Raw genomic sequence first — 23,709 nt, forward strand, 5'->3', positions numbered from 1 at the left:
GCCAAATGACCCTTATGCCGCTTTGCGATCAACCGGCCGGCGCCCGCGTCGGCCATGGCGAGTTGTAGGATCCACCGAAAATGCTTCTCATCCGCTGCCCCTATTGCGAGGAAGAGCGCCCGGAACTCGAGTTCCGCAATGCCGGCGAGGCGCATATTGCGCGCCCGACCAACATTGCCGCCGAGAGCGACGACGATTTCGAGAAATTCTTCTTCATCCGCGCCAACCCTAAAGGCGTCGTCTATGAGCGCTGGCGGCACATCCATGGCTGCGCCCGCTTCTTCAACGCGGTGCGCGATACGGTCACCGACAGGTTCGTCATGACCTACAAGGCCGGCGAGCCGAAGCCCGCGAAGCTGCCGGGAGCCTCAAAATGAACGCCGCCTTCCGCATTTCCGGCGCCGGTCGCCTCAGCCAGGCGAAGACTGCCTCCTTCAGCTTCGACGACAAGCCGTATATCGGCATCGAGGGCGACACGCTGGCCTCGGCGCTGCTCGCCAACGGCGTGCACCTGGTCGGCCGCTCGTTCAAATATCACCGTCCGCGCGGCTTCCTGTCGGCCGGCGCGGAAGAACCCAACGCGCTGGTGCAGATCGTGCGCGACGATGCGCGCAAGACGCCGAATGTGCGGGCGACAGTGCAGGAGCTCTATGACGGGCTGACGGCCAACTCGCAGAACCGCTGGCCGTCGCTTGCCTTCGACGTCGGCGCCGTCAACGACATCGCATCACCGATGTTTTCGGCCGGCTTCTACTACAAGACCTTCATGTGGCCGAAATGGGCCTGGAAGGACCTCTACGAGCCGAAGATCCGCGCTGCCGCGGGCCTCGGCGTTTCGCCGGACAAGCCGGATCCCGACCACTATGCCGCGCGCTACGCGCATTGCGAGGTGCTGGTGCTGGGCGGCGGCGCCGCCGGCATCGCGGCCGCGCTCGCCGCGGCCGAAACGGGCGTGCGGGTGATCGTCGCCGACGAGCAAGCCGAATTCGGCGGCAGCCTGCGCTTCGAGAGCGGCGCCAGGATCGACGGCCAGGACGGCTATGCGTGGGCGCAAGCGGCGATCGCGAAGCTCAAGGTGATGGACAATGTGCGCGTGCTGTCGCGCACGACCGCCTTCGGCTATTACGCGCAGAACTTCGTCGGACTGGTCGAGCGAGTCAGCGACCATCTCAAGAGCCCGGGCCGGGAGCTTGCGCGAGAACGCCTGTGGCAGGTTCGCGCCAAGCGCGTCGTGATCGCCACCGGCGCCATCGAGCGCCACATGGTGTTTGCCAACAACGACCGTCCGGGTGTGATGCTCGCTTCGGCGGCGCGCACCTACCTCAACCATTACGGCGTCGCGGTCGGCAGGAATATCGGCGTCTATACGGCCAACGATTCCGCCTACGCCGCCGCGATCGACCTCAAGAAGGCCGGCATCAACATCGCGGCGATCGTCGACCTGCGCGACAACCCGGCCGGACCGGTGATCGACGAGGCGAGGGCGCTCGGCATCGAGATCAATTTTGGCCGTGCGGTGGTCAGCGCCGGCGGCAAATTGCGTGTGTCGTCAATGAGCGTGCAGCCGAAGAATGGTGGCGGCGAGCGGACCATCCCGGTTGACGCGATCCTCATGTCGGCCGGCTGGACGCCATCGGTGCATCTGTTCTCGCAATCGCGCGGCAAGGTCGCCTTCAACGACGAGACCAAGCGCTTCGTGCCGGGCACCTACGCGCAGGACTGCGTCTCGGTCGGCGCCTGCAACGGTACCGACGGGCTGGCCGCCTCAGTTGACGAGGCTTACGCGGCGGGCGCCAAGGCGGCGAAGGAGGCCGACGGCAAGGTTGGCAAGGGCGCCAAGCCCAAGGTCGACGCCGGCGAGAACTGGTCGCGCGGTATGTTGGGCGCCGCGCCCGGTGCCGGCCCGGGCACGACGGTCAAGGCCTTTGTCGATTTCCAGAACGACGTCACTGCCAAGGACATCCGCCAGGCGGTGCATGAAGGCATGCACTCGATCGAGCACGTCAAGCGCTTCACCACCAACGGTATGGCGACCGACCAGGGCAAGACGTCGAACATGCACGGCCTGGCGATCGCCGCCGAGACGCTCGGCAAGCCGATCCCGCAGGTCGGCCTCACCACCTTCCGGGCACCTTACACGCCGGTGACGTTCGGCTCGATCGTCGGCCACGCGCGCGGCGCCTTGTTCGACCCGACCCGCCGCACGGCAACGCATGGCTGGGCCGCGTCGCAAGGTGCGGTGTTCGAGGATGTCGGCCACTGGAAGCGCGCCTGGTATTTCCCCAAAGCGGGCGAGGACATGCATGCCGCCGTCGACCGCGAATGCGTGACGGTGCGCAAGGCCGCCGGCCTGTTCGACGCCTCCACGCTCGGCAAGATCGAGGTGGTCGGGCCGGACGCGGCGAAGTTCATGGAACTGCTCTACACCAATCCCTGGGAGAAGCTGGAAACCGGCCGCTGCCGTTACGGCATCATGCTGCGCGAGGACGGCTTCATCTATGACGATGGCGTCGTCGGCAGGCTGGCGCCGGACCGCTTCCACGTGACGACGACCACCGGCGGCGCGCCGCGCGTCATGAACCACATGGAGGATTACCTCCAGACCGAGTTCCCGCATCTCAATGTGTGGCTGACCTCGATCACCGAGCAATGGGCTGTCATTGCCGTGCAGGGGCCCAAGTCGCGCGACATCATCGCGCCGCTGGTCGAGGGCATCGACATGTCGGACGAGGCGATGCCGCATATGTCGGTGCGCGAGGGCAAGATCTGCGGCGTGCCGACAAGGCTGTTCCGCATGTCCTTCACCGGCGAGCGCGGTTTCGAGGTCAACGTGCCGGCCGATTACGGCGAGGCCGTCTGGGAAGCGCTGTGGGCCGAAGGCCAGAAGCATGGCGCGACCGCCTACGGCACCGAGACGATGCACGTGCTGCGCGCCGAAAAGGGCTACATCATCGTCGGCCAGGATACCGACGGCACGGTGACGCCGAACGATGCAGGGCTCGACTGGGCGGTCGGCAAGAAGAAGACCGATTTCGTCGGCATCCGCGGCCTGACCCGGCCGGACCTTGTAGCCAAGGGCCGCAAGCAGCTGGTCGGCCTGAAGACCAAGGACCCGAAGGTCGTGCTGGAAGAGGGCGCGCAGATCGTCGCCGACCCGAAGCAGGCGATCCCGATGAAGATGATCGGCCACGTCACCTCCAGCTACTGGTCGGAGAATTGCAGTCGCTCGATCGCGCTGGCGCTCGTCGCCGGCGGCCGCGACCGCATGGGCCAGACGCTCTATGTGCCGATGCCGAACGGCACGATCGAGGTGGAAGTCACCGGCATGGTGTTCGTCGACGAGAAGGGAGAACGCCTCAATGGCTAAGGCCGCTGCCAAGACAAAAGCCGCTGCTGCTTCCACCTCCGTCGAGCGTCGGCCCGCGCTTGCCGGCCGCACGCTGTCGGCGCCGGGCGTCAAGGTCGAGATGCTGCCGCCGGCTGAACGCATCTCGCTGCGCGCCCCCCAGGCGTCGCTTGCCGCGCTTTCCAAGGCGCTCGGCCTCACGCTGCCGACAAAGCCCAAGACTTCGGCAACCAAGGACGGGCGCACGGCGCTGTGGCTCGGGCCCGACGAATGGATGATCATCGACGAGGCGGGCAAGGATCCGCTCGCCGACTGCGCCAAGGTGACAATGCTGCATTCGGCGGTCGGCATCTCGCATCGCAATGTCGCGATTTCGGTTGTCGGGCCGGCGGCTGCAGCGGCGGTCAATTCGGGTTGCCCGCAGGACCTGTCGCTCGAGGCTTTCCCGCTCGGTGCTGCCTCGCGCACCATTCTCGGCAAATCCGAGATCGTGCTGCTGCGCAGCGCGGCCGATACATTCCGGGTGGAATGCTGGCGTTCCTTCTCGGACTATGTCTTTACTCTGCTTTCGGAAGCGGCGGGCGACGCGGCGAACTGAGCTTCGCGGCGTCGTTTCCAAGGAACCATCGCCAGTCAATGCCGTTTCTGCGGCTTGCGAGGGAGAGTGCCGATGCCGTCCAAATCCGCGCCGAAGTCGTCCAAGAAGACAGCTGCAGTCCGTTCGCTGGAGCAGGAGCGGCGCCATGAGGTCGAGGAAGAGGAACTCGAGGAAGGCCTCGAGGACACATTTCCCGCCAGCGACCCGGTATCGATCACCAGCACTTCCATTCCCGGCAGACCGGCAAAGCCGAATAAGGCCAGGACCGCGGCAGGAACGAAACCGAGCAAGAAATAGGCTTGAGCAGGTCCTCAGGGGCGCGGGCAGAAACGAAAAAGGGCGGCCAAATGCCGCCCGTTTTCGTTCGAAGTCTTGCCAATAGTGCTCAGAGGCCGGGCACGAACCAGGGGCTGACATCGATGCCGAGCCGCGGGCTCTTCGTCGTCTTGTTGGCGTCGGCCTTTTCCACCGAACCGGTCGAGGTGCAGTCGAGCTTCACGCTGGCGTTGGTCTGAGCGCAAGCCGCGGGAGCGTGCTTGGCCGGCTGGCTTGCGCCGGCGAAAGCGGTACCCGAGAAAGCTAGCACGGTGGCGAGAGCAAGGATGGTCTTCTTCATTTTCCGTCTCCAGTCAATCTTTTTCGTACACGTACGATGCAGTGTACAAATACGGTTAATGAAGTCGGAATTCAAGGAGGAATCTGTACGTGTACGACAAATTTTTTTGAACACAGGAATCCGGCGCCGCAAATCAAGCGAAGCGGTGCAAGCCGACGATCAAAGAGATCAGCAGTTGACGGGCGTTGCGGTCAGCGGCGGAATATCCTGTGCCTGCAACCCCGCCAGCGTGAAATCGCACATGCGCTTCACATAGGCCTGGGCGTCGCCGAACGGATAGAAGGGAAAGGTGATCAAGAGCGAGATCGTACCGTGGCCGACGGTCCACAGCATGGTGGCGATGGCGCGCGGGTCGCCCTTGAGCCTGCCGGCGGCAACGCAGGCCTCGACGCGTTTGATCAGCACCTTCATGGCCGGATTGCCTTCTTCCATGTCCGCGTAGCTGCGTCCTTCAGGCAGCTTGGTCTTCTCGGTCATGAAGACGGTGCGATATTCGTTGGGGTTGCCGAGCCCGAAAGCCGCGTATTCGGTCATCACCGCCTTGAGCGCCTCGATCGGATCGTCGGCGGGATGCTCCTCGATGCGCCGCGCGAGCGTTTCGAAGGCGTCTTCGGCGAGCGCGAACAGAATGTCCTGCTTGTCGGCGAAATAGGAATAGACCGACATCGGCGCATAGCCGACCCGCTTGGCCAGCTTTCGGATGGTCAGGCCCTCATAGCCTTCTTCCTGAACCAGCTTGTGAGCCGCCGCGACCAGTTCGGAGCGAAGCTCCGCCTTCTGTTTTTCGCGGCGTTTCTGAACGCTTAGCGCCAATATATGCTTGCCTTTGTGATTGGTTGCCTGACGAAATTATATACGCCGTACGGAAACGGACAAGGGCGCCTCCAGTTCCCTTGCGTGCGCTCTGCGTTTTAACGCAATTGCGGACGAAAAACCGCTAAGGCACTTTTCCTGAAATTGCTCAGATAGCGCCAATGCCGCCGTCGAGCGCCAGAGCGTGGCCGGTCATGAAGGAATTGGCCGGGTCGGCGAGGAACAGGATGCCGGTGGTGATCTCGTCGACCTCGCCGACACGCTTCATCGGCACGCCGCGCGTGAGCTCGGCCATCGCTTCGGCTTCGGGCGCTCCGGTGAAACGCACGAAGCCGTCGACCATCGCGGTGCGGGTGTGAGCCGGGCAGACCGCGTTGATGCGTATGCCCTTGCTGGCGTATTCCACGGCAGCCGAGCGCGTCAGCCCGACGACGCCGTGCTTGGCGGCGGCATAGACCGAAAGCTTCGGCGCGCCTGAGAGGCCGGCGACCGAGGCGATGTTGACGATGACGCCGCCCTTGCCGCTTTCCCGGAATTGCCGTTCCAACTGAGGAATCTGGTGTTTCATGGCATAGAAGACGCCGAGCAGGTCGACCTCCACCACGCGGCGCGCTTCCTCCGAGGTGACCTGCGGCAGGCGTACGAAGGAGTGGACGATGCCGGCATTGTTGACGGCGATGTCGAGCCGGCCGAACTTTTGCACGGCCAGCTTCACCAGATCCTCCGAGAGCTTTTCGTCGGCGATGTTGCCGGCAAGGTGAGCCGTCTCGGCGTCGAGCGTTGCGGCGAAATCGCCAAGCGCAGACTCGTCGAGGTCGGACAGAACGAGCCGTGCCCCTTCCGCGGCGAAGGCCTTTGCCGCGCCGCTGCCGAGACCGCCGGTCGCGCCGGTGATCAGCACCGTCATCCCATCGAAACGGCCCATTCCCCGGCTTCTCCGCGTTCAGCTGTTCTCGTCAATCAGTTCCACTGCGAGCGCGGAGAGCAGTTTTACCGCCTGGCCGTAGGTCCTTGCCTTTTCCGGATTGGAGGCGTTGCCGTCCAGCGCGCGGCGGTAGACGCCCTGGCAGATCGCCGCCAGCCGGAAGAAGGAGAAGGCGAGGAAGAAGGTCCAGTTGTCTATCTTCTCGATGCCGCGCCGTCTGCAGTAGGCCTCGACATAGGCTTGCTCGGAAGGCAGGCCGGCAGCGGCGCGGTCGATGCCACCGAGGCCGCGAAAGCCCGAGGCATGCGGCAGACGCCACTGCATGCATTGATAGGCAAGGTCGGCGAAGGGATGCCCGAGCGTCGACAGCTCCCAGTCGAGCAGCGCGATGATCTTCGGCGCGCCCGGCGCGAACATCATGTTGTCCAGCCGGTAATCGCCATGGACAAGCGAGACGCGGCCGTCATCGGCAGGCATATGCGTTTCGAGCCAGGCAATCAGCCTGTCCATGTCTGTTATGGTTTCGGTTTCGGAGGCCTTGTACTGGCTGGTCCAGCGCGCGAGCTGGCGCTCGAAATAGCTGCCGGGCCGGCCGAAATCGCCAAGTCCGACGGCGTCCACATCGATATCGTGCAAGGCGGCGAGCGTCGCATTCATGGCATCGTAGATCGCGGCGCGCTCGTCATTGCCGGATGCGTCCGGCAGTGACGGATCCCAGAAGATGCGGCCGTCGAGGAACTCCATGACGTAGAACATGCGGCCGATCGGGGAGTCTTCGCCGGAAAGATGCAGCATGCGCGGCACCGGCACCGCCGTGCCGGCAAGCGCCTGCATCACCCGGAATTCCCGGTCGACCTGATGCGCGGATTTCAGCAACTGTCCCGGCGGCTTGGCGCGCAACACGTAGCGGCCGCTGGCGACTGTCAAAAGATAGGTCGGATTGGACTGCCCGGACTTGAATTTTTCAATCGCCGACAGGCCGGCAAAACCCGGGATATGCGCCTCGAGGTAGGGCGCAAGGGCCGCCTGGTCTATGGCACCGGCCTCGCCGCTCATGCGTTCTCGGGTTGGCGCTCGATCAGCGTCAAGGTCAGCCAGCGCGCCGTCAGCGCCGGCTTCTTCGAGCCTTCGATCTCGATGGTCACGTCATGCGCCGTCTGCACCCAGCCGGACGGCCTGACCTTGACGTCAGCCAGCACGAAGCGGGTGCGGATGCGCGAACCCGTCTTCACCGGCGCCAGGAAACGCAGCGTGTCGAAGCCGTGGTTGACGCCCATCTTGCTGTTTTCCAGCGGCGGCATGGTCTCGAAGGTCATTGCCGACAAAAGCGACAGCGACAGGAAGCCATGCGCGATGGTGCCGCCAAACGGCGTCTCGCGCGCGGCGCGCTCAGGATCGCAATGGATGAACTGATGGTCGTCGGTCGCATCGGCGAACTGGTCGATCATGCGCTGCGTCACCGTTCGCCAGGGCGAGACGCCGACCTCCTTGCCGACGCTTGCCAGAAGCGTATCGAGACTGATCGGTTCCACACTGATGTCCTCCGCAACCCGCCCGGATCGCGATTCCTCGAACCGGGCACCTTATTCCTTGAACAAAGTCATGCCATGCTGCACCGACTGGCCGCCGTCGATAGGCAGGATGGCGCCGGTGACATAGCTTCCGGCTCGGCTGCACAAATAAAGCGTTGCGCCGGCAATGTCATCCGCCACGCCGATGCGGCCAAGCGGAACATGGTTACCGACATGTTTCGCCTGCTCCTCGGTCGCGGTGGCAAAGGCCGTCATGCGGCTCTGGAAAGGACCGGGCGCAAAGGCGTTGACGGTGATGCGGCGGGCGGCGAACTCGATCGCCAGCGTGCGCGTCAAATGATGCACCGCCGCTTTCGAGGCGGCGTAGGAATAGGCGTCGTCGGCCAACGGCTGGGTGCCCATCACCGAGCCGAGATTGATGACGCGGGCAGGATCCTCGTCGCTCGCGGCGGCATCGAGAAGCGGCAAGAGCTCCCGCGTCAGGTGGAAGACGGCGGTGACGTTGACGCCGAACACCTTGGCCCAGGCGTGGTAGGGGAAATCCTGCAGCGGCGCGCCCCAGGAAATGCCGGCATTGTTGACCAGGATGTGCAGGCGTTCCGTGCGTGCCTTGACCTCGGCGACGAGTGCCGCAATGCCCGCTTCGCTCGACACGTCGCCGGCAAAGCCCTCGGCATGGCCGGAGCCGCCGAGCGCGTTCAATTCGTTGGCGACTTTCGCGCAATCCTCGCCCTTGCGCGAAGCGATCATCACATGAGCGCCGGCGCGCACCAGACCGGTCGCCACCATACGGCCGATGCCGGTCGCCGCGCCCGTCACCAGCGCGGCCTTGCCGGTGACGGAGAACAGCCAGTCCAGATAGCTCATCGTGTTTCTCCGCATCCTGCCCGGCAGGGGAACTCGCCCAAGGACTCGCGTTGACAAGGCTAGCCGAAGTACGGTCATCCTTGCCACGGGTAAAGATTTATCTTCGGGAAAGGCGGAAGCGATGGCGGACATGAATCTCGGCATGACCGAGCGGCTGAAGCCGATCCATCAGCGCGTGGCGGCGATGGTGCGCGACGAGATCGCGCCGCTCGGCGAAGAGTTTCTCGCCGAGGTCGGCAAGAATGGGGACCGCTGGGCCTACACGGCCAGGCAGACGGAAATCCTGGAAGGCTTGAAGAAGACGGCGCGCGAGCGCGGCTTGTGGAATTTCTGGCTCACCGATTCCAAGCGCGGCTACGGCCTTTCCACCGTCGAATACGCCTATCTGGCGGAGGAGATGGGCAAGGCGCATCTCGGCGCCGAAACCTTCAACTGCTCGGCGCCTGACACCGGCAACATGGAGGTGCTGGAGCGATACGGCTCGGAAGCGCACAAGCGCGACTGGCTGGAGCCGCTGCTCGAGGGGAAAATACGCTCGGCCTATCTGATGACCGAGCCGGACGTGGCGTCCTCGGACGCCACCAACATTTCGATGCGCTGCGAGCGCCGCGGCGAGGACTATGTGCTGAACGGCGAAAAATGGTGGGCTTCCGGAGCGGGAGATCCGCGCTGCGCCATCTATATCGTCATGATCAGGACGGGATCGGACGAGGAGCCGCAACATCGCCGGCATTCGATGATCCTGGTGCCCTCCGACAGCAAGGGCATCGCCAAGCTGCGGCCCATGCAGGTCTATGGCGATGACGACGCGCCGCATGGGCATATGCATCTGAGATTCGAGAATGTGCAGGTGCCGGCGGAGAATTTGATCCTCGGCGAGGGCAGAGGTTTCGAGATCGCGCAGAGGCGGCTGGGGCCTGGCCGCATCCATCACTGCATGCGCGCGATCGGCCAGGCCGAGATGGCGCTGGAGATGCTGTGCCAACGCTCGGTGCGGCGCGAGGCCTTCGGCCAGCCGCTGGCAAAGCTCGGCGCCAATTTCGACATCATCGCCGAATGCCGGATGGAGATCGAGATGGCGAGGCTCTTATGCCTCAAGGCTGCCTGGATGATCGATCAGGGGGACGCTCGCGCGGCCGCGCCCTGGATCAGCCAGATCAAGGTGGTGGCGCCGCGCGTCGCGCTGAAAGTCACGGACGAGGCAGTCCAGATGTTCGGTGCGCAAGGCATCAGCCAGGACACGCCGCTCGCCCGCTCGTGGACGCATTTGAGGACATTGCGGCTGGCCGACGGGCCGGACGCGGTGCACCGGCGGCAGGTGGCGCGCACGGAACTGAAGAAATACACGCAGGAAAAGGTCTGACGGCCATGACGCTTCCTTCGCAAATGCAGGGTCTGCTGCTTGTCGGCGACGGTTACACCAGGACGCCCTCGGCGGCTGCGCTGGAGGCGATGGAGCCTTACCTCCAGCCCGGCAGCATCGAGGTGCCGGCGCCCGGTCCCTCGCAGGCGCTGATCAAGGTCAGCCTCGCCTCGATCAACCCGTCCGACATCGCCTTCATCAAGGGCCAGTACGGCCAGCCGCGGGTCAAGGGCCGTCCGGCGGGCTTCGAGGGCGTCGGCATCGTCGTCGCCACGGGCGACGATCCCTATGCAAGGAGCCTTGCAGGGAAACGCGTCGCCTTCGCCACCGGCGTGTCGAACTGGGGCGCTTGGGCGGATTACGCGGTTGCCGAGGCCGTGTCCTGCATTCCGCTTATCGACACCGTGCGCGACGAGGACGGCGCAGCGATGATCGTCAATCCGCTGACGGCCTTGGCCATGTTCGACATCGTCAGAGAGGAGGGCGAAAAATCCTTCATCATGACCGCGGGCGCCAGCCAGCTCAGCAAGCTGATCATCGGCCTAGCGAAGGAGGAAGGTTTCCGCCCGATCGTCACCGTGCGTCGCGACGAGCAGATTCCGCAGCTGAAGGAGCTCGGCGCCGCCCATGTGCTCAACGAGAAAGCGGCGGATTTCGAGGCGGTCTTGCGCGAGGCGATGAAGGCCGAGCAGCCGCGCATCTTCCTCGACGCGGTCACCGGCCCGCTGGCTTCGACCATCTTCAATGCCATGCCGAAACGCGCGCGCTGGATCGTCTATGGAAGGCTCGACGCCGAGCCGACGGTGATCCGCGAGCCCGGCCAACTGATCTTCCAGCACAAGCGCGTCGAAGGGTTCTGGCTGGCCGAATGGATGCGCCAGTTCCGCGACAGGCTCGGCCCGGCGGTGCTGGAAGCGCAGAAGCGCTTTTCCGATGGACGCTGGTCGACCGACGTCACCGCGGTCGTGCCGCTCGACGAAGCGATGGCGAGGCTGCCGGCCGAGCTCGCCAAGCCAAACGGAAAGGTGTTCATCAGGCCGTGAGGCAATCGAGCGCCGATCACAGCTGTTCAGACCAGGCCAAAGCCTTGAACACAAAGCTGTGATCGACCCGACAGCGGCGGAAAAAAGCCGCTGTTGCGCCGTCATTGCCTCGCGCCGGTAACAGCCACGTTCGGATGTTTTATTCCATTCGATGTGATATCTCGCCGGCGGCGAAAACCAGGCGGCGATGGGAAAGCCGTCCTGGTCGGAATTCGGGGTGCGCTATGATGGTAACCAAGCCGGTTTTCGACCGTTTGGGGCTTTGGCTTTGGGTCGGGTCGTTTCTGCTTGTGCTTGGTCTGGCGCTATGGTCGCCCGATGCGCGTTCGGTGGTCCATATCTACAGGCATGGCAGTGAAGCTTTTCTGGATCGTCAACCGCTGTATCAGGTCGAAGTTGCCATGGGGTATCTATACGCTCCCGCCTTCGCCGTCGTCTATGTTCCCCTGCTGAAGCTCGGGCCGTATCTGGGCAATATCTTGTGGCACATGCTGGGCTTCAGCGTCCTGACCTTTGCCGCAATGCGTCAGGTGCGCAAGCTTGGCGGCCAGGAACAGACATGGCTGCTGTCCTTCGGTCTTTTCCTTGCCTTGCCGGTGGCGCTTGCAGCGCTTCGCAACGGCCAGGCGACGATCCTGCTCACCGGGGCATGCTGGTTTCTTACACTGTCGACACTCGAGGGGCGCCGGGCCGAAAGCTTCTTCTGGGCCATGCTTGCGATCATCGCCAAGCCGACCGCGATCATCATGCTGCTTCTGACGGGGGCGCTGCGTCCCCGGCTGATACCGGTGCTGGTGCTGGCGGTGCTGGTCGCGCTCGCGATGCCCTATGGCTTTGCGTCGAGCGACTACGTCAACGCGCAATATCATGATTTCTTCCGGCTTCTGACTTCGATGACGGTGGACCCGACCGGCCCATTCGTTCCGGCCGACTTCACGGCGCCTTTCATGCGATTTGGCATCCCGATTTCCGAGTTTGACGCGACGATCGTGCGCGTCGTCGCGGGTTTGCTCACGCTTTGGCTGGTGCTCCAGCTCGATCGCAGGCTGGACGCCAACATCAGCGGACTCGCCATCTTCCTCGCCGCGGCATTCTACATGTGCGTCTTCAATCCGCGGGTCGAGCAGAACACTTACGCCATGGTGGCGGTGCCTGCCGGTCTCTCCATCGCCCTACTTTGGCGGGAGAAGGGAGCCGGGGCCATATGCTGGTTCTTGGCGGCGTTCCTCTTCGTCACCGGACTGACCAGTGCCGACCTGCAACTGCACGATCTTTTCCACCCGTGGTTCCGGCCGATCAGCATCACCATAATTGGCTGCGTGCTCGTCGGCTGGTTCTGGACGCAAGACAGACAGAAGGCGCCTGCCGCCGGAGCCGTCGCGCATGGCTGAGATGCTCGACATCATCGCGCCGTTCTTCAACGAAGCCGAATCCGCCATCGCGTTTGTCGGGCTGCTCGACAAGCTGGAAGTGGCCGTGGCGGAGCGCTTCGGCATGACGGTCCGCAAGATACTCGTCGACGACGGCAGCCGCGACGGCAGCGCCGAGACGTTCGCGGCCGCGCTCTCCGGCTCCTGGGAGATCGTGCGGCTCAGCCGTAATTTCGGCAAGGAAGCGGCGGTGCTCGCCGGGCTCGATCATTCCCGTGGCGACATGGTCCTGATCATGGACTCGGACCTCCAGCATTCCATGGATATCAGCCTGAGGATGATCGGCGAGCTGGTCGAGCATCCGCAGATCGACGTCGTCTACGCGCAGAACGACCGGCGCGAGGGGAGCTGGCGGCGCAGCCAGCTGGCGCGGCTCTTCTACAGGCTGATCAACAGCAGCCAGCGCTTCGATATTCCCGAGAATGCCGGAGATTTCCGTGTCATGCGCGGCGCGGTGGCGCGTGCCTTGACCAGCGTGCGCGACAAGCGCCGCTTCAACAAGGGTCTGTTCGCCTGGGCCGGCTTCCGCCAGAAGGCTGTGCTTTACTCGCCGGAAAACCGCGGCGGCGGCACGTCGAAATGGACAAGGTTCAACCTGATCGCGTTCTCGCTTGAAGGGTTCACCTCGTTTTCCGTGATCCCGCTGCGCGTCATCAGCCTCATCGGATTGCTCGCTGCATTCGCGGGTCTGGCCTATGGCGTGAAGGTGCTCTTCGAGGTGCTGTTCTATGGCATCGCCGTGCCTGGCTACCCCAGCATCATGGTCGCCGTCGTGCTTTTTGGAGGCCTCAACCTGGCGCTGCTCGGCCTGATTGGCGAGTATGTCTGGGTCACGCTCAGCGAAAGCAAGGACCGGCCCGTCTATATCGTGCGTGACGTGCTGCATGGCAATGCCGCCGAGCAGGTTGCCCCCGGCAAATGACCCGGCCGATCCGCCTGATCGCCGACGATTACGGGCTTGCGCCGGGGGTATCGAGCGCGATCCTCGACCTCATCGAGCGCGGCCGCCTGACCGGGACCAGTTGCATGACCGGCTTTCCCGAATGGGAAGAGGCGGCGGCGCGCATCAGGCCGTTGCGTCAACGGGCCGCCATCGGGCTGCACCTGACCCTCACCGATCAGATAGCCGCAACCGGTTCGTCCAGCCTGGCGCCAGACGGCAAATTGCCCGGCCTTGCCTCTCTCGCGCTGCCGGTGCGGCGCGGGCGCATCGACGAGCGGGACGTTCATGCCGAGCTCGACGCCCAGTATGACCGTTTCACCGAAGCGCTCGCTGGCCCGCCCGATCACATCGACGGGCACCAGCATGTGCATTTTCTTCCCGTGGTACGGAATTGGTTGCTCGCCCGGTTTGGGGAGAGCGCGCGCAGGCCCGCACTGCGCGGCGCGCCCGGGCTTGCCGGCCTGGACGCGGCGGCCAAGATCGCGGCGATCGCCACGCTGGCCGCGGGTTTCAACAGGTCGATGCAGCGGGCCGGCTTTAACGTGATGACGCCGCTCTGCGGCATCTATAACTGGCGGCAGCCGCAAAAATTCGGTCCGACGCTGCGCGCGGCGGTCGACACCTTGCCCGAACAAGGGGTGTTCATGTGTCATCCGGGTCAAGTCGATGACATTTTACGGGCGCGAGACCCGATGCAGGGCGCGCGTGAGGTCGAGTTCACGATTCTCACTTCTGAGGATTTCGGCGCCAGCCTCGAACGGGCCGGAGTGCGCGTCATGGACGGCAAAGCATGAGCGCCGGTCAGCCGCGGCGTTCGACCGGCAACAAGATCGTCCGCTTCGCCTTGGTCGGGCTGGTCAACACCGGGATCGATCTCACCGCATTTTTCCTGCTGCTCAAGCTCGTGGTGCCGGCTCTGGCCGCCAATGTCGGTGCCTGGTTCGTCGCGGTGCTATTCTCCTTCGTGGCGAACCGCTTCTGGTCGTTCGAGCGGGACCCGGACATCCGGCTGCATCGGTCCTTCCTGCGTTTCGTCTCGCTCGGGGCGCTGATTTCGCTCGGTGTTTCGAGCCTGTCGATCGCTGTACTGGCGGGGGTTGTCGGCGTCTGGCCGGCCAAGATCCTCGGCGTCGTGGTGGCCGCCGTGCTGAACTTTTTGGCGGCGCGCTGGTCGATAGAGGGCAGGATCGTAAAGTAGCTGCTCGGCCGGCTCCGCGTCGATATAGGCGGCTTGGGGACGGATTCAGATTTCAGGTCTGTCCGACCTGAAATCATCCGGCTCTATCGCAAGCTCTCCAGGTCGCGCATGCGCTTGGCGCCGGCGGCTTCCAATTGCCTCGTCACGGCGGCGATCAGCGTTTCTGCGACGACGAAGAGTGCGGCGGACGAATCCCAGGCCGAGGGCACGGCGGTGCGTCCGGCGATCACGTGTCGGGCGAAGCGGGCGATCGGCGAAAGCCACTGGTCGGTGAAGAGAATGATCTGCACGCCGCGATGGTGAGCCTTCTCGGCAAAGCGCACGAGACTTTCCTGATAGCGGCGGATATCGAAGATCACCAGGACGTCGCGCTTGCCCATGTCGATCAGCCGGTCGCGCCAGATGCTCTCCTGGCCGGCGAGGTGATAGACATCCGGCTGGATGATGGCCAGGTGAGCGGCCATGTAGCGCGCCAGCGGATCGGTGAAACGGCCGCCGATGAGGAAGGTCTTGCCGCGCCGCTCGGCAAGTCTCGTGGCAATGTCCGCCAGCTGTCTGTCGGTGAGGTGCCGGAAGGTCTCGCGCATGTTGTCGAGCGTTGCCTCGAGCATCGGCGAGACGGCGCCGCCGGCCGAGCTTGGATTGAGCGTTCGCGAAGCGGGCGACTGCAATTGCGCCGCCAACTCATCCTGCAGCGCCGACTGGAATTCAGGGTAGTTCTGGAAGCCGAGCCTGGCGACGAAGCGCAGGATCGTCGGCGAGGACACACCGGCCGCGGCCGAGAATTCGGCGACCGTCTTCAGCCCGGTCAAGGGATAGTTGGCAATCAGCGTCTGGGCGGCGCGGCGCTCGCCGGCCGGCATCGTACCGATACGGTCCGAGATCAGTTCGGCAATGCTGGAAATCATGGTTTTCCCCCGCCTGTTCGCCCGTCGCCGCCGTTTTCCCGAATTCGCGTTTGACAAAGCCGGTCAAACTGTATGAAATCATTCATAGGGACGCAATGAGACAAAATACGTAACATTCGATACAGCGCCCCCAGGGGACGGCAGTATGGAGAGAGCACGGCCCGCCAGCCTTGCACCGTCTGAAACCGTGAGGGTGACGAACCCCGGCGGCTCAAGCCCCTTTGTCTTCACCTGCGATCACGCTTCCAACGTCCTCCCCGCCGAGTTCGGGACGCTCGGCCTGCCGGCTGCGGAGCTTTCGCGCCATATCGCCTGGGACCCGGGCGCGCTTCCCGTCGCCCGCCGCATGGCCGAAGCGCTCGATGCGACTTTGATCGAGACCCGCGTGTCGCGGCTCGTCGTCGATTGCAACCGGCCGCTCGACGCGCCGGACCTCGTGCCGCCGATTAGCGAGACGACGGCCATCCCTGGGAACACAGATCTATCCGACAAGCAGCGCGCCGCGCGCGTCGACCTTGCCTGGCGCCCGTTCCACGACACGATCGCCCAGATCATCGACGGGCGGCTGGCGCGCGGCCAGGAGACGCGGCTGGTGTCGGTGCACTCCTTCACGCCGGTCTATAAGGGCAAGAGCCGGCCATGGCATATAGGCATCATCCATGACGAGGATCGCCGGTTGGCGGCGCCGCTGATATCGGCGCTGCAGCGGCTCTCCGGCGTCACCGTCGGCGTGAACGAACCCTATTCGCCGGCCGACCGCGTCTATTTCACGCTGGAACGGCACGCGCGTTCGCGCGGCCTTGCCTGCGCGATGATCGAAATCCGCAACGACGAAATCTCCGGCGAGACCGGGCAGCGGAAATGGGCGGATCTGCTCACCGGCATATTCTCGAATCTGGAGCCTGACGAGGCCAGGGGCTCCCGACAACGCGCAATGGGAAAGTCAGTACAATCGGCCAGCTAAGAACCAGATAGGGGACTTCCAAAATGAGACCTGAAGAAATCGACAAGTCTGAGGACGTAAAAGTCCTTCACAGCATGGGATATGCCCAGGAATTGGCTCGCCGCATGAGCGGCTTCTCCAACTTTGCCATTTCCTTCTCGATCATTTGCATCCTGGCGGGTGGCATCACCTCGTTCCCGCTGGCCATGGCCACCGGCAGTGGTTTCGAAGCGACCATCGGCTGGGTTATAGGCGGTCTGTTCGCCCTTGTGGTCGCGGCTTCGCTCGGCCAGATCGGTTCGGCCTATCCGACCGCCGGCGGGCTTTACCATTGGTCGTCGATCTTGGGCGGGCGCGGCTGGGGCTGGGCGACGGCCTGGATCAACCTGCTTGGGCTGATCTTCGTTGTCGCTTCGGTCAATGTCGGCGTCTATGCGCTCTTCAAGGACCTCGTTTGGGCCGGCGTGTTCGGCCACGATGTGTCGGCTTGGGGTTATCAGGAGCAGGTGATCGGGGTCGTGATCATCACGGTGACGCAGGCGCTATTCAACCATTTCGGCATCAAGTTGACCACCGCGCTGACCGACTTTTCGGGCTATCTCATCCTGGTCGTTGCGGTGGTGTTGACCGCGATGTTCCTGATCTGGGGCGCGAGCTGGGATTTCTCGCGACTGACCACTTTCGTCAACAACACGGGTGATGCGGGTGGCGGCTATGTGCCGACGGCACGGACGGCGCTGGTCGCCTTCCTGATCGGTCTTCTCTATCCACTATACACCATCACCGGTTTTGACGCCTCCGCCCATACCTCGGAGGAGACCCACAACGCGCGGGTGGCAGTGCCGCGCGGCATGATCCATTCGGTCCTCTGGTCATTGGTCTTCGGCTTCGTCATGGCCGTCTCTTTCGTACTGGCAAGCCCGGATCTGGCGGCGACTGCCAAGGACGGCGCGAACGCCTGGTTCAATCTCTTCAATAATCTGCCGGCGCCGTTTTGGTTGAAGAGCATCATCGCCATCGCGATCGTGGTAGCAAACTACATCTGCGCGCTGGCTGGACTGACCTCCACCTCGCGCATGATATTCGCCTTCGCGCGTGATGGCGGGCTGCCCGGCTCCTCCATGTGGAAAACCGTCAGCCCGACATGGCGCACGCCGGTGGCGGCGATCTGGCTTGGAGCCGTCCTCTCGGTCGCAGCGACGCTTTACTCGCCGGCTTTCGCGGCTTTGGCGGCCGGCTGTGCCCTGTTCCTCTATGTGTCCTATGCGATGCCGGTGGCGGCTGGCCTTCTTGCTGAAGGCAAGAGCTGGACCGAATTCGGCCCGTTCCGTCTGGGCGTGTGGTCCAAGCCGTTCGCCATCATCACCATCCTCGGCGTTCTGGTTTTGATGTACGCGGGTATCCAGCCGCCCTTCGATATCTTGATCAACTATGCCATCGGTTTGATCATCCTTCTTGCGGTGCTGTGGTTCGGCATAGAATCCAAGCGGTTCAAGGGCCCGCCGATCGGGGCCGACATTGCTCGCCGTCAGGCGGAAATTGCGGCTGCCGAAGTGGCGGTTGGCGAGACCGGCCACTGATACTTCGCGTCATGGCCATGGCCGGCGCAACGCCGGCCATGGTTTGTTTCTCCCTTTCAATCGACAAGCGCTGGAGTGCCAAAGGAATGGCCGGGAATTTCTCGTTCGATCAGTTGAAGAAAGCGGTCTCTAACGGCGAGATCGACACGGTGCTGGCCTGCATCGTCGATATGCAGGGCCGGCTCTCGGGAAAACGCTTCTTGGCTCAGTATTTCGTCGATTCCGCGCATGGCGAGACGCATGGCTGCAACTATCTCTTGGCCTGCGACATCGATATGGAGCCGGTGCCGGGCTACAAGGCGGCGAGCTGGTCAAAGGGCTATGGCGACTTCGTCATGAAGCCGGACCTGTCGACGCTGCGGCGCATTCCCTGGCTGGAGAAGACGGCGCTGGTCATCTGCGACGTGCTCGACCATCACGACCATGAGGATTTGGCACACTCACCCCGCGCGATTCTGAAGAAGCAGGTCAAGCGCCTGCAGGAGCGCGGCTATATCGGCTATTTCGCCTCCGAGCTCGAATTCTATTTGTTCAGCGAAACCTACGATTCCGCGCGCAAGAAGCACTGGCAGGGGCTCGACAGCGCCTCGCCCTATATCGGCGACTACCAGATCGGCATCACCAGCAGGGAAGAGGGCGTCATGCGCCGGCTTCGCAACGAGATGGAAGCCGCCGGCATTCCGATCGAGAATTCCAAGGGCGAGTGGGGTCCCGGCCAGGAAGAGATCAATGTGCGCTATGCCGAAGCGCTCGAGATGGCCGACCGCCACGTCATCCTGAAGAACGGCGCCAAGGAGATCGCCGATTCCGAGGGCAAGGCGATCTCCTTCATGGCCAAGTACAATTACGGGCTGGCCGGCAATTCCAGCCATATCCACAATTCGCTGTGGAGCGCGGACGGCAAGACGCCGCTGTTCTTCGACAAGACGGCCGACTGGACGCTGTCGAGCCTCGGCCAACAATGGGCGGCCGGGCAGCTCAAATACGCCAAGGAATTCACCTGGTTCCTGGCGCCCTACATCAATTCCTATAAGCGCTTCCAGGCCGGCACCTTCGCGCCGACCAAGATCATGTGGAGCGAGGACAACCGCACCGCCGGCTTCCGGCTGTGCGGCGAGGGCACCAAGGGCATCCGCATGGAATGCCGCATCGGCGGCGCCGATCTCAATCCGTATCTCGCCTTCGCCGCCCTGATCGCGTCCGGCCTTGCCGGCATCGACGAGAAGCTGGAGCTGCAGAAGCCGTTCGTTGGCGACGCCTATCAGGCCTCGCGTCTGCCCGAGATCCCGAAGACGCTGCGCGACGCCACCGAGACACTTTCGAAGTCGAAGATGCTGAAGCAGGCCTTCGGCGACGACGTGATCGAGCACTATGTGCACACCGCCCGCTGGGAACAGTTCGAATATGACCGCCGCATCACGGATTGGGAGCTGCACAGGGGCTTTGAGAGGTACTAGGGGGCTGGGTTAGCGTCGGCGCCGCCCTCACTCTTCCCCTTCCCCCGGGAAGAACGGGGAGAGGGGGTCGCCCGCGCAGGAGCTTCTCCCTTCTCCCCGTCACTATACGGGGAGAAGGTGCCGGCAGGCGGATGAGGGGCGGCGCCAAGCCAAGTGATTTTCGATTGTTGTAAAACTGCGAGGAAGAAATGACCGAAACGGTCAAACTCAAATCCCCCATCGACGGATCGATCTATGCCGAGCGGCCGGTCGCGAGCGATCAGGCGATCAACGCGGCGGTCGAGCGCGCCAGGGCGGCGCAAGAAAAATGGGCCGAGACGCCGGTCGTCGAGCGCGGCAAATACATGTTGGCGATGCTGGAAGCCCTGGTTGCGATGACCGACGAGATCGTGCCCGAGATCGCCTGGCAGATGGGCCGGCCGGTACGCTATGGCGGCGAGTTCGGCGGCGTCAAGGAACGCACCAACTACATGGTCGAGATCGCCGAAGCCGCGCTGAAGCCGGTGCTGGCCTCCAACCCGAAGGACGGCTTCCGCCGCTATGTGAAGAAGGTGCCGCTCGGGGTCGTGCTGGTGATCGCGCCTTGGAACTATCCGTATCTCACCGCGGTCAACACGATCGTGCCGGCATTGATGGCGGGCAGCGCCGTTATCCTCAAGCATGCCGCGCAGACGCTGCTGGTCGGCGAGCGCTTCCAGCAGGCTTTCGACAAGGCCGGCCTGCCAAAGGGGCTCTTCCAGAACCTGGTCATGAACCACGCCCAGACCGAGAAGCTGCTCGGCTCCGGCAAGATCGATCATGTCAATTTCACCGGCTCGGTCGGCGGCGGCCGCGCCATCGAGAAGGCCGCGGCCGGCACCTTCATGACGCTCGGCCTCGAACTCGGCGGCAAGGATCCGGCCTATGTGCTGCCCGACGCTAAGATGGATCATGCGGTCGCCAATCTGGTCGACGGTGCTTTCTTCAATTCCGGCCAGTGCTGCTGCGGCATCGAGCGCGTCTATGTGCACGAGAAGGTCTATGACGCGTTCATCGAGGGTTTTGTCGCCGAGACCAGGAATTATGTCGTCGGCAATCCGCTGGAGCAGGCGACGACCATGGGGCCGATGGCGCAGCCACGCTTCGCCGACCTGATCCGCGAGCAAAAGGCCGAGGCGCTGCGCAAGGGCGCCAAGGCCCATATCGGCATGAAGGTCGAGAACGACAGGCCAGGCTCGCCCTATCTGGCGCCGGAAGTGCTGACCGGGGTCGACCACCAGATGAGCGTCATGCGCGAGGAAAGTTTCGGGCCGATCGTCGGCATCATGAAGGTGCGCAATGACGAGGAAGCGATCGCGCTGATGAACGACAGCCCCTACGGACTGACGGCGTCGATCTGGACGCGCGACACGGAGCGCGCGGTGGCCATCGGCGACCGCGTCGAGACCGGCACGGTGTTCATGAACCGCTGCGACTATCTCGACCCGGCGCTGGTCTGGACCGGCGTCAAGGACACCGGCAAGGGCGCCGCACTCTCGGCCATCGGCTATGACAATCTGACCCGGCCGAAATCCTATCACCTGCGCGAAGCAATCTGACTTTTTGAAAGACAAGACATGTCCAAGCTGATCTCCAAATGGAACTACCCCACCACCGTCCGTTTCGGCGCCGGGCGTATCAAGGAACTGCCGGACGTGCTGGCTGCCGCGGGCATCAAGCGCCCGCTCTTCGTCACCGACCCGGGCCTGGCGAAGCTGCCGGTCGTCGCCTCGACGCTGAAGATCCTCGACGACGCCAAGGTTCCCTATGGCGTGTTTTCGGAGGTGAAGCCGAACCCGGTCGAGTCCAACCTCACTGCAGGCATCGCCGTGTTCAAGAAGGGCAGGCATGACGGCGTCATCGCCTTCGGCGGCGGCTCGGCGCTCGACCTCGGCAAGCTGATCGCCTTCCAGGCCGGGCAAACGCGCCCGGTATGGGATTTCGAGGATGTCGGTGACTGGTGGACCAGGGCCAACTCGGACGCGATCGCGCCGATCATCGCGGTACCGACCACGGCGGGAACCGGCTCCGAGGTCGGCCGCGCCGGCGTCATCACCAATGAGGAGACCCACACCAAGAAGGTCATCTTCCATCCGAAGCTTCTCCCGGCGATCGTCATTGCCGATCCGGAGCTGTCGGTCGGCATGCCGGCCTTCATCACCGCCGGCACCGGCATGGATGCGCTTGCACATTGTCTCGAGGCCTATTGCGCGCCGGGCTATCACCCGATGGCCGACGGCATCGCGGTGGAAGGTATCCGGCTGGTTTTCGAGAACCTGCCCAAGGCCTTTGCCAACGGCAAGGATCTGATCGCCCGCGCCCATATGATGAGCGCCGCCGCCATGGGCGCCGCCGCCTTCCAGAAGGGGCTGGGCGCAATCCATTCGCTGTCGCACCCGATCGGCGCGCTCTACGACACCCATCACGGCATGACCAATGCCGTGTTCATGCCTTATGTGCTGGCCTTCAACCGCGAGGCGATCGACGAGCGTATCGCCAGGCTCGCCGCCTATTGCGGCATCAAGGGCGGCTTCGACGGCTTCGCCAAGGCGATCGTCAAGCTGCGCAAGGAACTCAAGGTGCCGCATGCGTTGCCCGGCCTGATCAAGGGCCTCGACATGGACAAGAAGCGCAAGACGCTGATCGCCGACATGGCGGTGGTCGATCCTACGGCCGGCGGCAACCCGATCAAGCTCACCAAGAAGGCGGCGCTGACGCTGCTCGAAAATGCGATCGCCGGCTCCGTCTGAGAGCCGGCTTTCAATGCCGAAGAGTTGACTGAAGAGGCGTTCCAAAGGGGAAGGGAGAGGGCAAAGGGCAAGGTGAATAACCATTAGCCGGAAAATTAAGTGCGGGCTAATTGCTACAGTCCGTTAAAAAGAGTTAACTTTTTTCGCCGCGGGGATCGGGTTTCAAAAAGCCTTCATCCGGCTGTCACACGAAAACGATACCCGCATCGCAGGCGCTTAAACGCGCCAGTTCAACGGAGAGAACACATGTTCAAGTTCACGGGGAAAGTGCTTTCCCTCTCGGCCGCGGCGCTCTTTGCGTCGACGGTGATTTCGTCCGCGGATTCGCTGGACGATCTCGTCAAGGCCGCGAAGGCTGAAGGCCAGCTCACCACCATCGCGCTTCCGCATGACTGGTGTGGCTACGGGGCAGTGATCGACGGTTTCAAGGCTAAGTATCCGGGGATCACCATCAACGAGCTCAATCCCGACGCCGGCTCGGGCGACGAGGTCGAGGCGATCAAGGCCAACAAGGACAACAAGGGCCCGCAGGCGCCCGACGTCATCGACGTCGGCCTGTCCTTCGGCCCGACCGCCAAGGCCGACGGCCTGCTGATGCCTTACAAGGTGTCGACCTGGGACTCGATCCCGGACAGCGCCAAGGATGCCGATGGTGCCTGGTATGGCGATTATTACGGCGTGCTGTCGTTCATGGTGAACAAGGACCTGGTCAAGGAATCGCCGACCGACTGGGCCGACCTGCAAAAGCCGGAATTCGCCAATTCGGTTGCGCTCGCCGGTGACCCGCGCGCGTCGAACCAGGCCATCCAGGCGGTCTATGCCTCCGGCCTGTCGTCGGGCGCCGCCGCTGGCGAAGCTGCCGGAAAAGCCGGCCTCGAGTTCTTCAAGAAGCTCAACGCCGCCGGCAACTTCGTTCCGGTCGTCGGCAAGCCGGCGACGCTGGCCCAGGGCCAGACGCCGATCCTGATCAACTGGGACTACAACGCGCTTGCCGGCCGCGACACGCTGAAGGGCAACCCGCCCGTCGACGTGATCGTGCCGAAGACCGGCGTCGTCGCCGGTGTCTATGTGCAGGCGATCAGCGCCTTCGCGCCGCATCCGAATGCCGCGAAGCTGTGGATGGAATACCTCTATTCCGACGAAGGCCAGATCGGCTGGCTGAAGGGCTATTGCCACCCGATCCGTTTCAACGATCTCGCCAAGAACGGCAAGATCCCGGCGGACGTGCTGGCCAAGCTGCCGCCGGCTGAGTCCTATGCCTCGGCGGCTTTCCCGACGCTCGACGAGCAGGGCAAGGCCAAGGAAGCCATCAGCAAGAACTGGGACGCCACTGTCGGCGCCAACGTCAAGTAAGACTTGAAATGCACCGGGCGGCCGCC

23 protein-coding genes are annotated in these 23,709 nt (G+C 63.7%); 16 read left to right on the forward strand and 7 right to left on the reverse strand.

The window, feature by feature from the left end; genetic code table 11:
• Positions 1–80 precede the first annotated feature (80 nt).
• The 4 genes from CK219_RS08175 (at position 81) to CK219_RS08190 (ending at position 4,241) form a co-directional block, all read left to right on the forward strand.
• Positions 81–377, forward strand: coding sequence for a sarcosine oxidase subunit delta (locus CK219_RS08175; RefSeq protein WP_095766273.1), 297 nt, complete (start codon positions 81–83; stop codon positions 375–377).
• Positions 374–3,367, forward strand: a complete 2,994-nt coding sequence (locus CK219_RS08180) for a sarcosine oxidase subunit alpha (RefSeq protein WP_095766274.1) — start codon at positions 374–376, stop codon at positions 3,365–3,367. The genes CK219_RS08175 and CK219_RS08180 overlap by 4 nt, the downstream gene beginning before the upstream one ends.
• On the forward strand, positions 3,360–3,944 hold the full coding sequence (locus tag CK219_RS08185) for a sarcosine oxidase subunit gamma (RefSeq protein WP_095766275.1): 585 nt from the start codon (positions 3,360–3,362) through the stop codon (positions 3,942–3,944). The genes CK219_RS08180 and CK219_RS08185 overlap by 8 nt, the downstream gene beginning before the upstream one ends.
• Positions 3,945–4,016: 72 nt before the next feature.
• A complete protein-coding gene (locus CK219_RS08190; RefSeq protein ID WP_095766276.1) occupies positions 4,017–4,241 on the forward strand; it encodes a hypothetical protein in 225 nt (74 codons plus the stop codon).
• Positions 4,242–4,329: 88 nt separating this feature from the next.
• On the opposite strand, the gene CK219_RS08195 is transcribed toward CK219_RS08190, so the two are convergent.
• The 6 genes from CK219_RS08195 to CK219_RS08220 all read right to left on the reverse strand — a co-directional run bounded on the left by CK219_RS08195 (position 4,330) and on the right by CK219_RS08220 (position 8,697).
• Positions 4,330–4,560, reverse strand: a complete 231-nt coding sequence (locus CK219_RS08195; RefSeq protein ID WP_095766277.1) for a DUF680 domain-containing protein — start codon at positions 4,558–4,560, stop codon at positions 4,330–4,332.
• A gap of 168 nt (positions 4,561–4,728) precedes the next feature.
• Positions 4,729–5,373 carry a TetR/AcrR family transcriptional regulator gene (locus CK219_RS08200; protein WP_095766278.1) on the reverse strand — a complete coding sequence of 215 codons (645 nt, stop codon included), beginning with the start codon at positions 5,371–5,373 and terminating at the stop codon, positions 4,729–4,731.
• Between the two features lie 148 nt (positions 5,374–5,521).
• Positions 5,522–6,298, reverse strand: coding sequence for an SDR family oxidoreductase (locus tag CK219_RS08205; protein WP_095766279.1), 777 nt, complete (start codon positions 6,296–6,298; stop codon positions 5,522–5,524).
• Positions 6,299–6,316: 18 nt separating this feature from the next.
• Complete coding sequence (locus tag CK219_RS08210) at positions 6,317–7,354, reverse strand: phosphotransferase family protein (protein WP_095766280.1); 1,038 nt, start codon at positions 7,352–7,354, stop codon at positions 6,317–6,319.
• Complete coding sequence (locus CK219_RS08215) at positions 7,351–7,836, reverse strand: MaoC family dehydratase (protein WP_280950883.1); 486 nt, start codon at positions 7,834–7,836, stop codon at positions 7,351–7,353. Before CK219_RS08215 ends, CK219_RS08210 begins: the two co-directional genes overlap by 4 nt.
• 45 nt (positions 7,837–7,881) lie before the next feature.
• Complete coding sequence (locus CK219_RS08220; protein WP_095766282.1) at positions 7,882–8,697, reverse strand: SDR family oxidoreductase; 816 nt, start codon at positions 8,695–8,697, stop codon at positions 7,882–7,884.
• A gap of 121 nt (positions 8,698–8,818) precedes the next feature.
• Between CK219_RS08220 and CK219_RS08225 the strand changes: the two genes are divergently transcribed.
• From CK219_RS08225 to CK219_RS08250, 6 genes are all read left to right on the forward strand, one after another.
• A complete protein-coding gene (locus CK219_RS08225) occupies positions 8,819–10,060 on the forward strand; it encodes an acyl-CoA dehydrogenase family protein (protein ID WP_095766283.1) in 1,242 nt (413 codons plus the stop codon).
• Positions 10,061–10,065: 5 nt separating this feature from the next.
• Complete coding sequence (locus CK219_RS08230) at positions 10,066–11,103, forward strand: zinc-binding dehydrogenase (RefSeq protein ID WP_095766284.1); 1,038 nt, start codon at positions 10,066–10,068, stop codon at positions 11,101–11,103.
• 401 nt (positions 11,104–11,504) lie between these two features.
• Positions 11,505–12,494 (forward strand): glycosyltransferase 87 family protein, encoded by a 990-nt coding sequence (locus tag CK219_RS08235; RefSeq protein ID WP_245340424.1) that lies wholly within the window; start codon positions 11,505–11,507, stop codon positions 12,492–12,494.
• On the forward strand, positions 12,487–13,455 hold the full coding sequence (locus CK219_RS08240) for a glycosyltransferase family 2 protein (RefSeq protein WP_095766286.1): 969 nt from the start codon (positions 12,487–12,489) through the stop codon (positions 13,453–13,455). Before CK219_RS08235 ends, CK219_RS08240 begins: the two co-directional genes overlap by 8 nt.
• Positions 13,452–14,270 carry a ChbG/HpnK family deacetylase gene (locus CK219_RS08245; protein ID WP_095766287.1) on the forward strand — a complete coding sequence of 273 codons (819 nt, stop codon included), beginning with the start codon at positions 13,452–13,454 and terminating at the stop codon, positions 14,268–14,270. The genes CK219_RS08240 and CK219_RS08245 overlap by 4 nt, the downstream gene beginning before the upstream one ends.
• Positions 14,267–14,674: a GtrA family protein gene (locus CK219_RS08250; protein ID WP_095766288.1), complete on the forward strand. Its 408-nt coding sequence runs from the start codon at positions 14,267–14,269 to the stop codon at positions 14,672–14,674. Before CK219_RS08245 ends, CK219_RS08250 begins: the two co-directional genes overlap by 4 nt.
• 83 nt (positions 14,675–14,757) lie before the next feature.
• Here CK219_RS08250 and CK219_RS08255 read toward each other — a convergent pair whose 3' ends face one another.
• Positions 14,758–15,582, reverse strand: a complete 825-nt coding sequence (locus CK219_RS08255; RefSeq protein ID WP_095766289.1) for a MurR/RpiR family transcriptional regulator — start codon at positions 15,580–15,582, stop codon at positions 14,758–14,760.
• A 145-nt stretch (positions 15,583–15,727) separates the two neighbouring features.
• Here CK219_RS08255 and CK219_RS08260 point away from each other — a divergent pair, with 145 nt between their 5' ends.
• The 6 genes from CK219_RS08260 (at position 15,728) to CK219_RS08285 (ending at position 23,683) form a co-directional block, all read left to right on the forward strand.
• Complete coding sequence (locus CK219_RS08260) at positions 15,728–16,546, forward strand: N-formylglutamate amidohydrolase (RefSeq protein WP_095766290.1); 819 nt, start codon at positions 15,728–15,730, stop codon at positions 16,544–16,546.
• A 23-nt stretch (positions 16,547–16,569) separates the two neighbouring features.
• Complete coding sequence (locus tag CK219_RS08265) at positions 16,570–18,105, forward strand: amino acid permease (RefSeq protein ID WP_095766291.1); 1,536 nt, start codon at positions 16,570–16,572, stop codon at positions 18,103–18,105.
• A gap of 86 nt (positions 18,106–18,191) precedes the next feature.
• Positions 18,192–19,562, forward strand: coding sequence for a glutamine synthetase family protein (locus CK219_RS08270; RefSeq protein ID WP_095766696.1), 1,371 nt, complete (start codon positions 18,192–18,194; stop codon positions 19,560–19,562).
• A gap of 188 nt (positions 19,563–19,750) precedes the next feature.
• Positions 19,751–21,139, forward strand: coding sequence for an aldehyde dehydrogenase family protein (locus CK219_RS08275; protein ID WP_095766292.1), 1,389 nt, complete (start codon positions 19,751–19,753; stop codon positions 21,137–21,139).
• Positions 21,140–21,157: 18 nt separating this feature from the next.
• The gene (locus CK219_RS08280; protein WP_095766293.1) at positions 21,158–22,330 is read left to right on the forward strand and encodes an iron-containing alcohol dehydrogenase; all 1,173 of its coding nucleotides are present in this window, start codon (positions 21,158–21,160) and stop codon (positions 22,328–22,330) included.
• Positions 22,331–22,576: 246 nt separating this feature from the next.
• Positions 22,577–23,683, forward strand: coding sequence for an ABC transporter substrate-binding protein (locus tag CK219_RS08285; RefSeq protein ID WP_095766294.1), 1,107 nt, complete (start codon positions 22,577–22,579; stop codon positions 23,681–23,683).
• Positions 23,684–23,709 lie beyond the last annotated feature (26 nt).

This window comes from Mesorhizobium sp. WSM4313, assembly GCF_002294725.1.
In the GTDB taxonomy this organism is placed as follows: Bacteria; Pseudomonadota; Alphaproteobacteria; order Rhizobiales; family Rhizobiaceae; genus Mesorhizobium.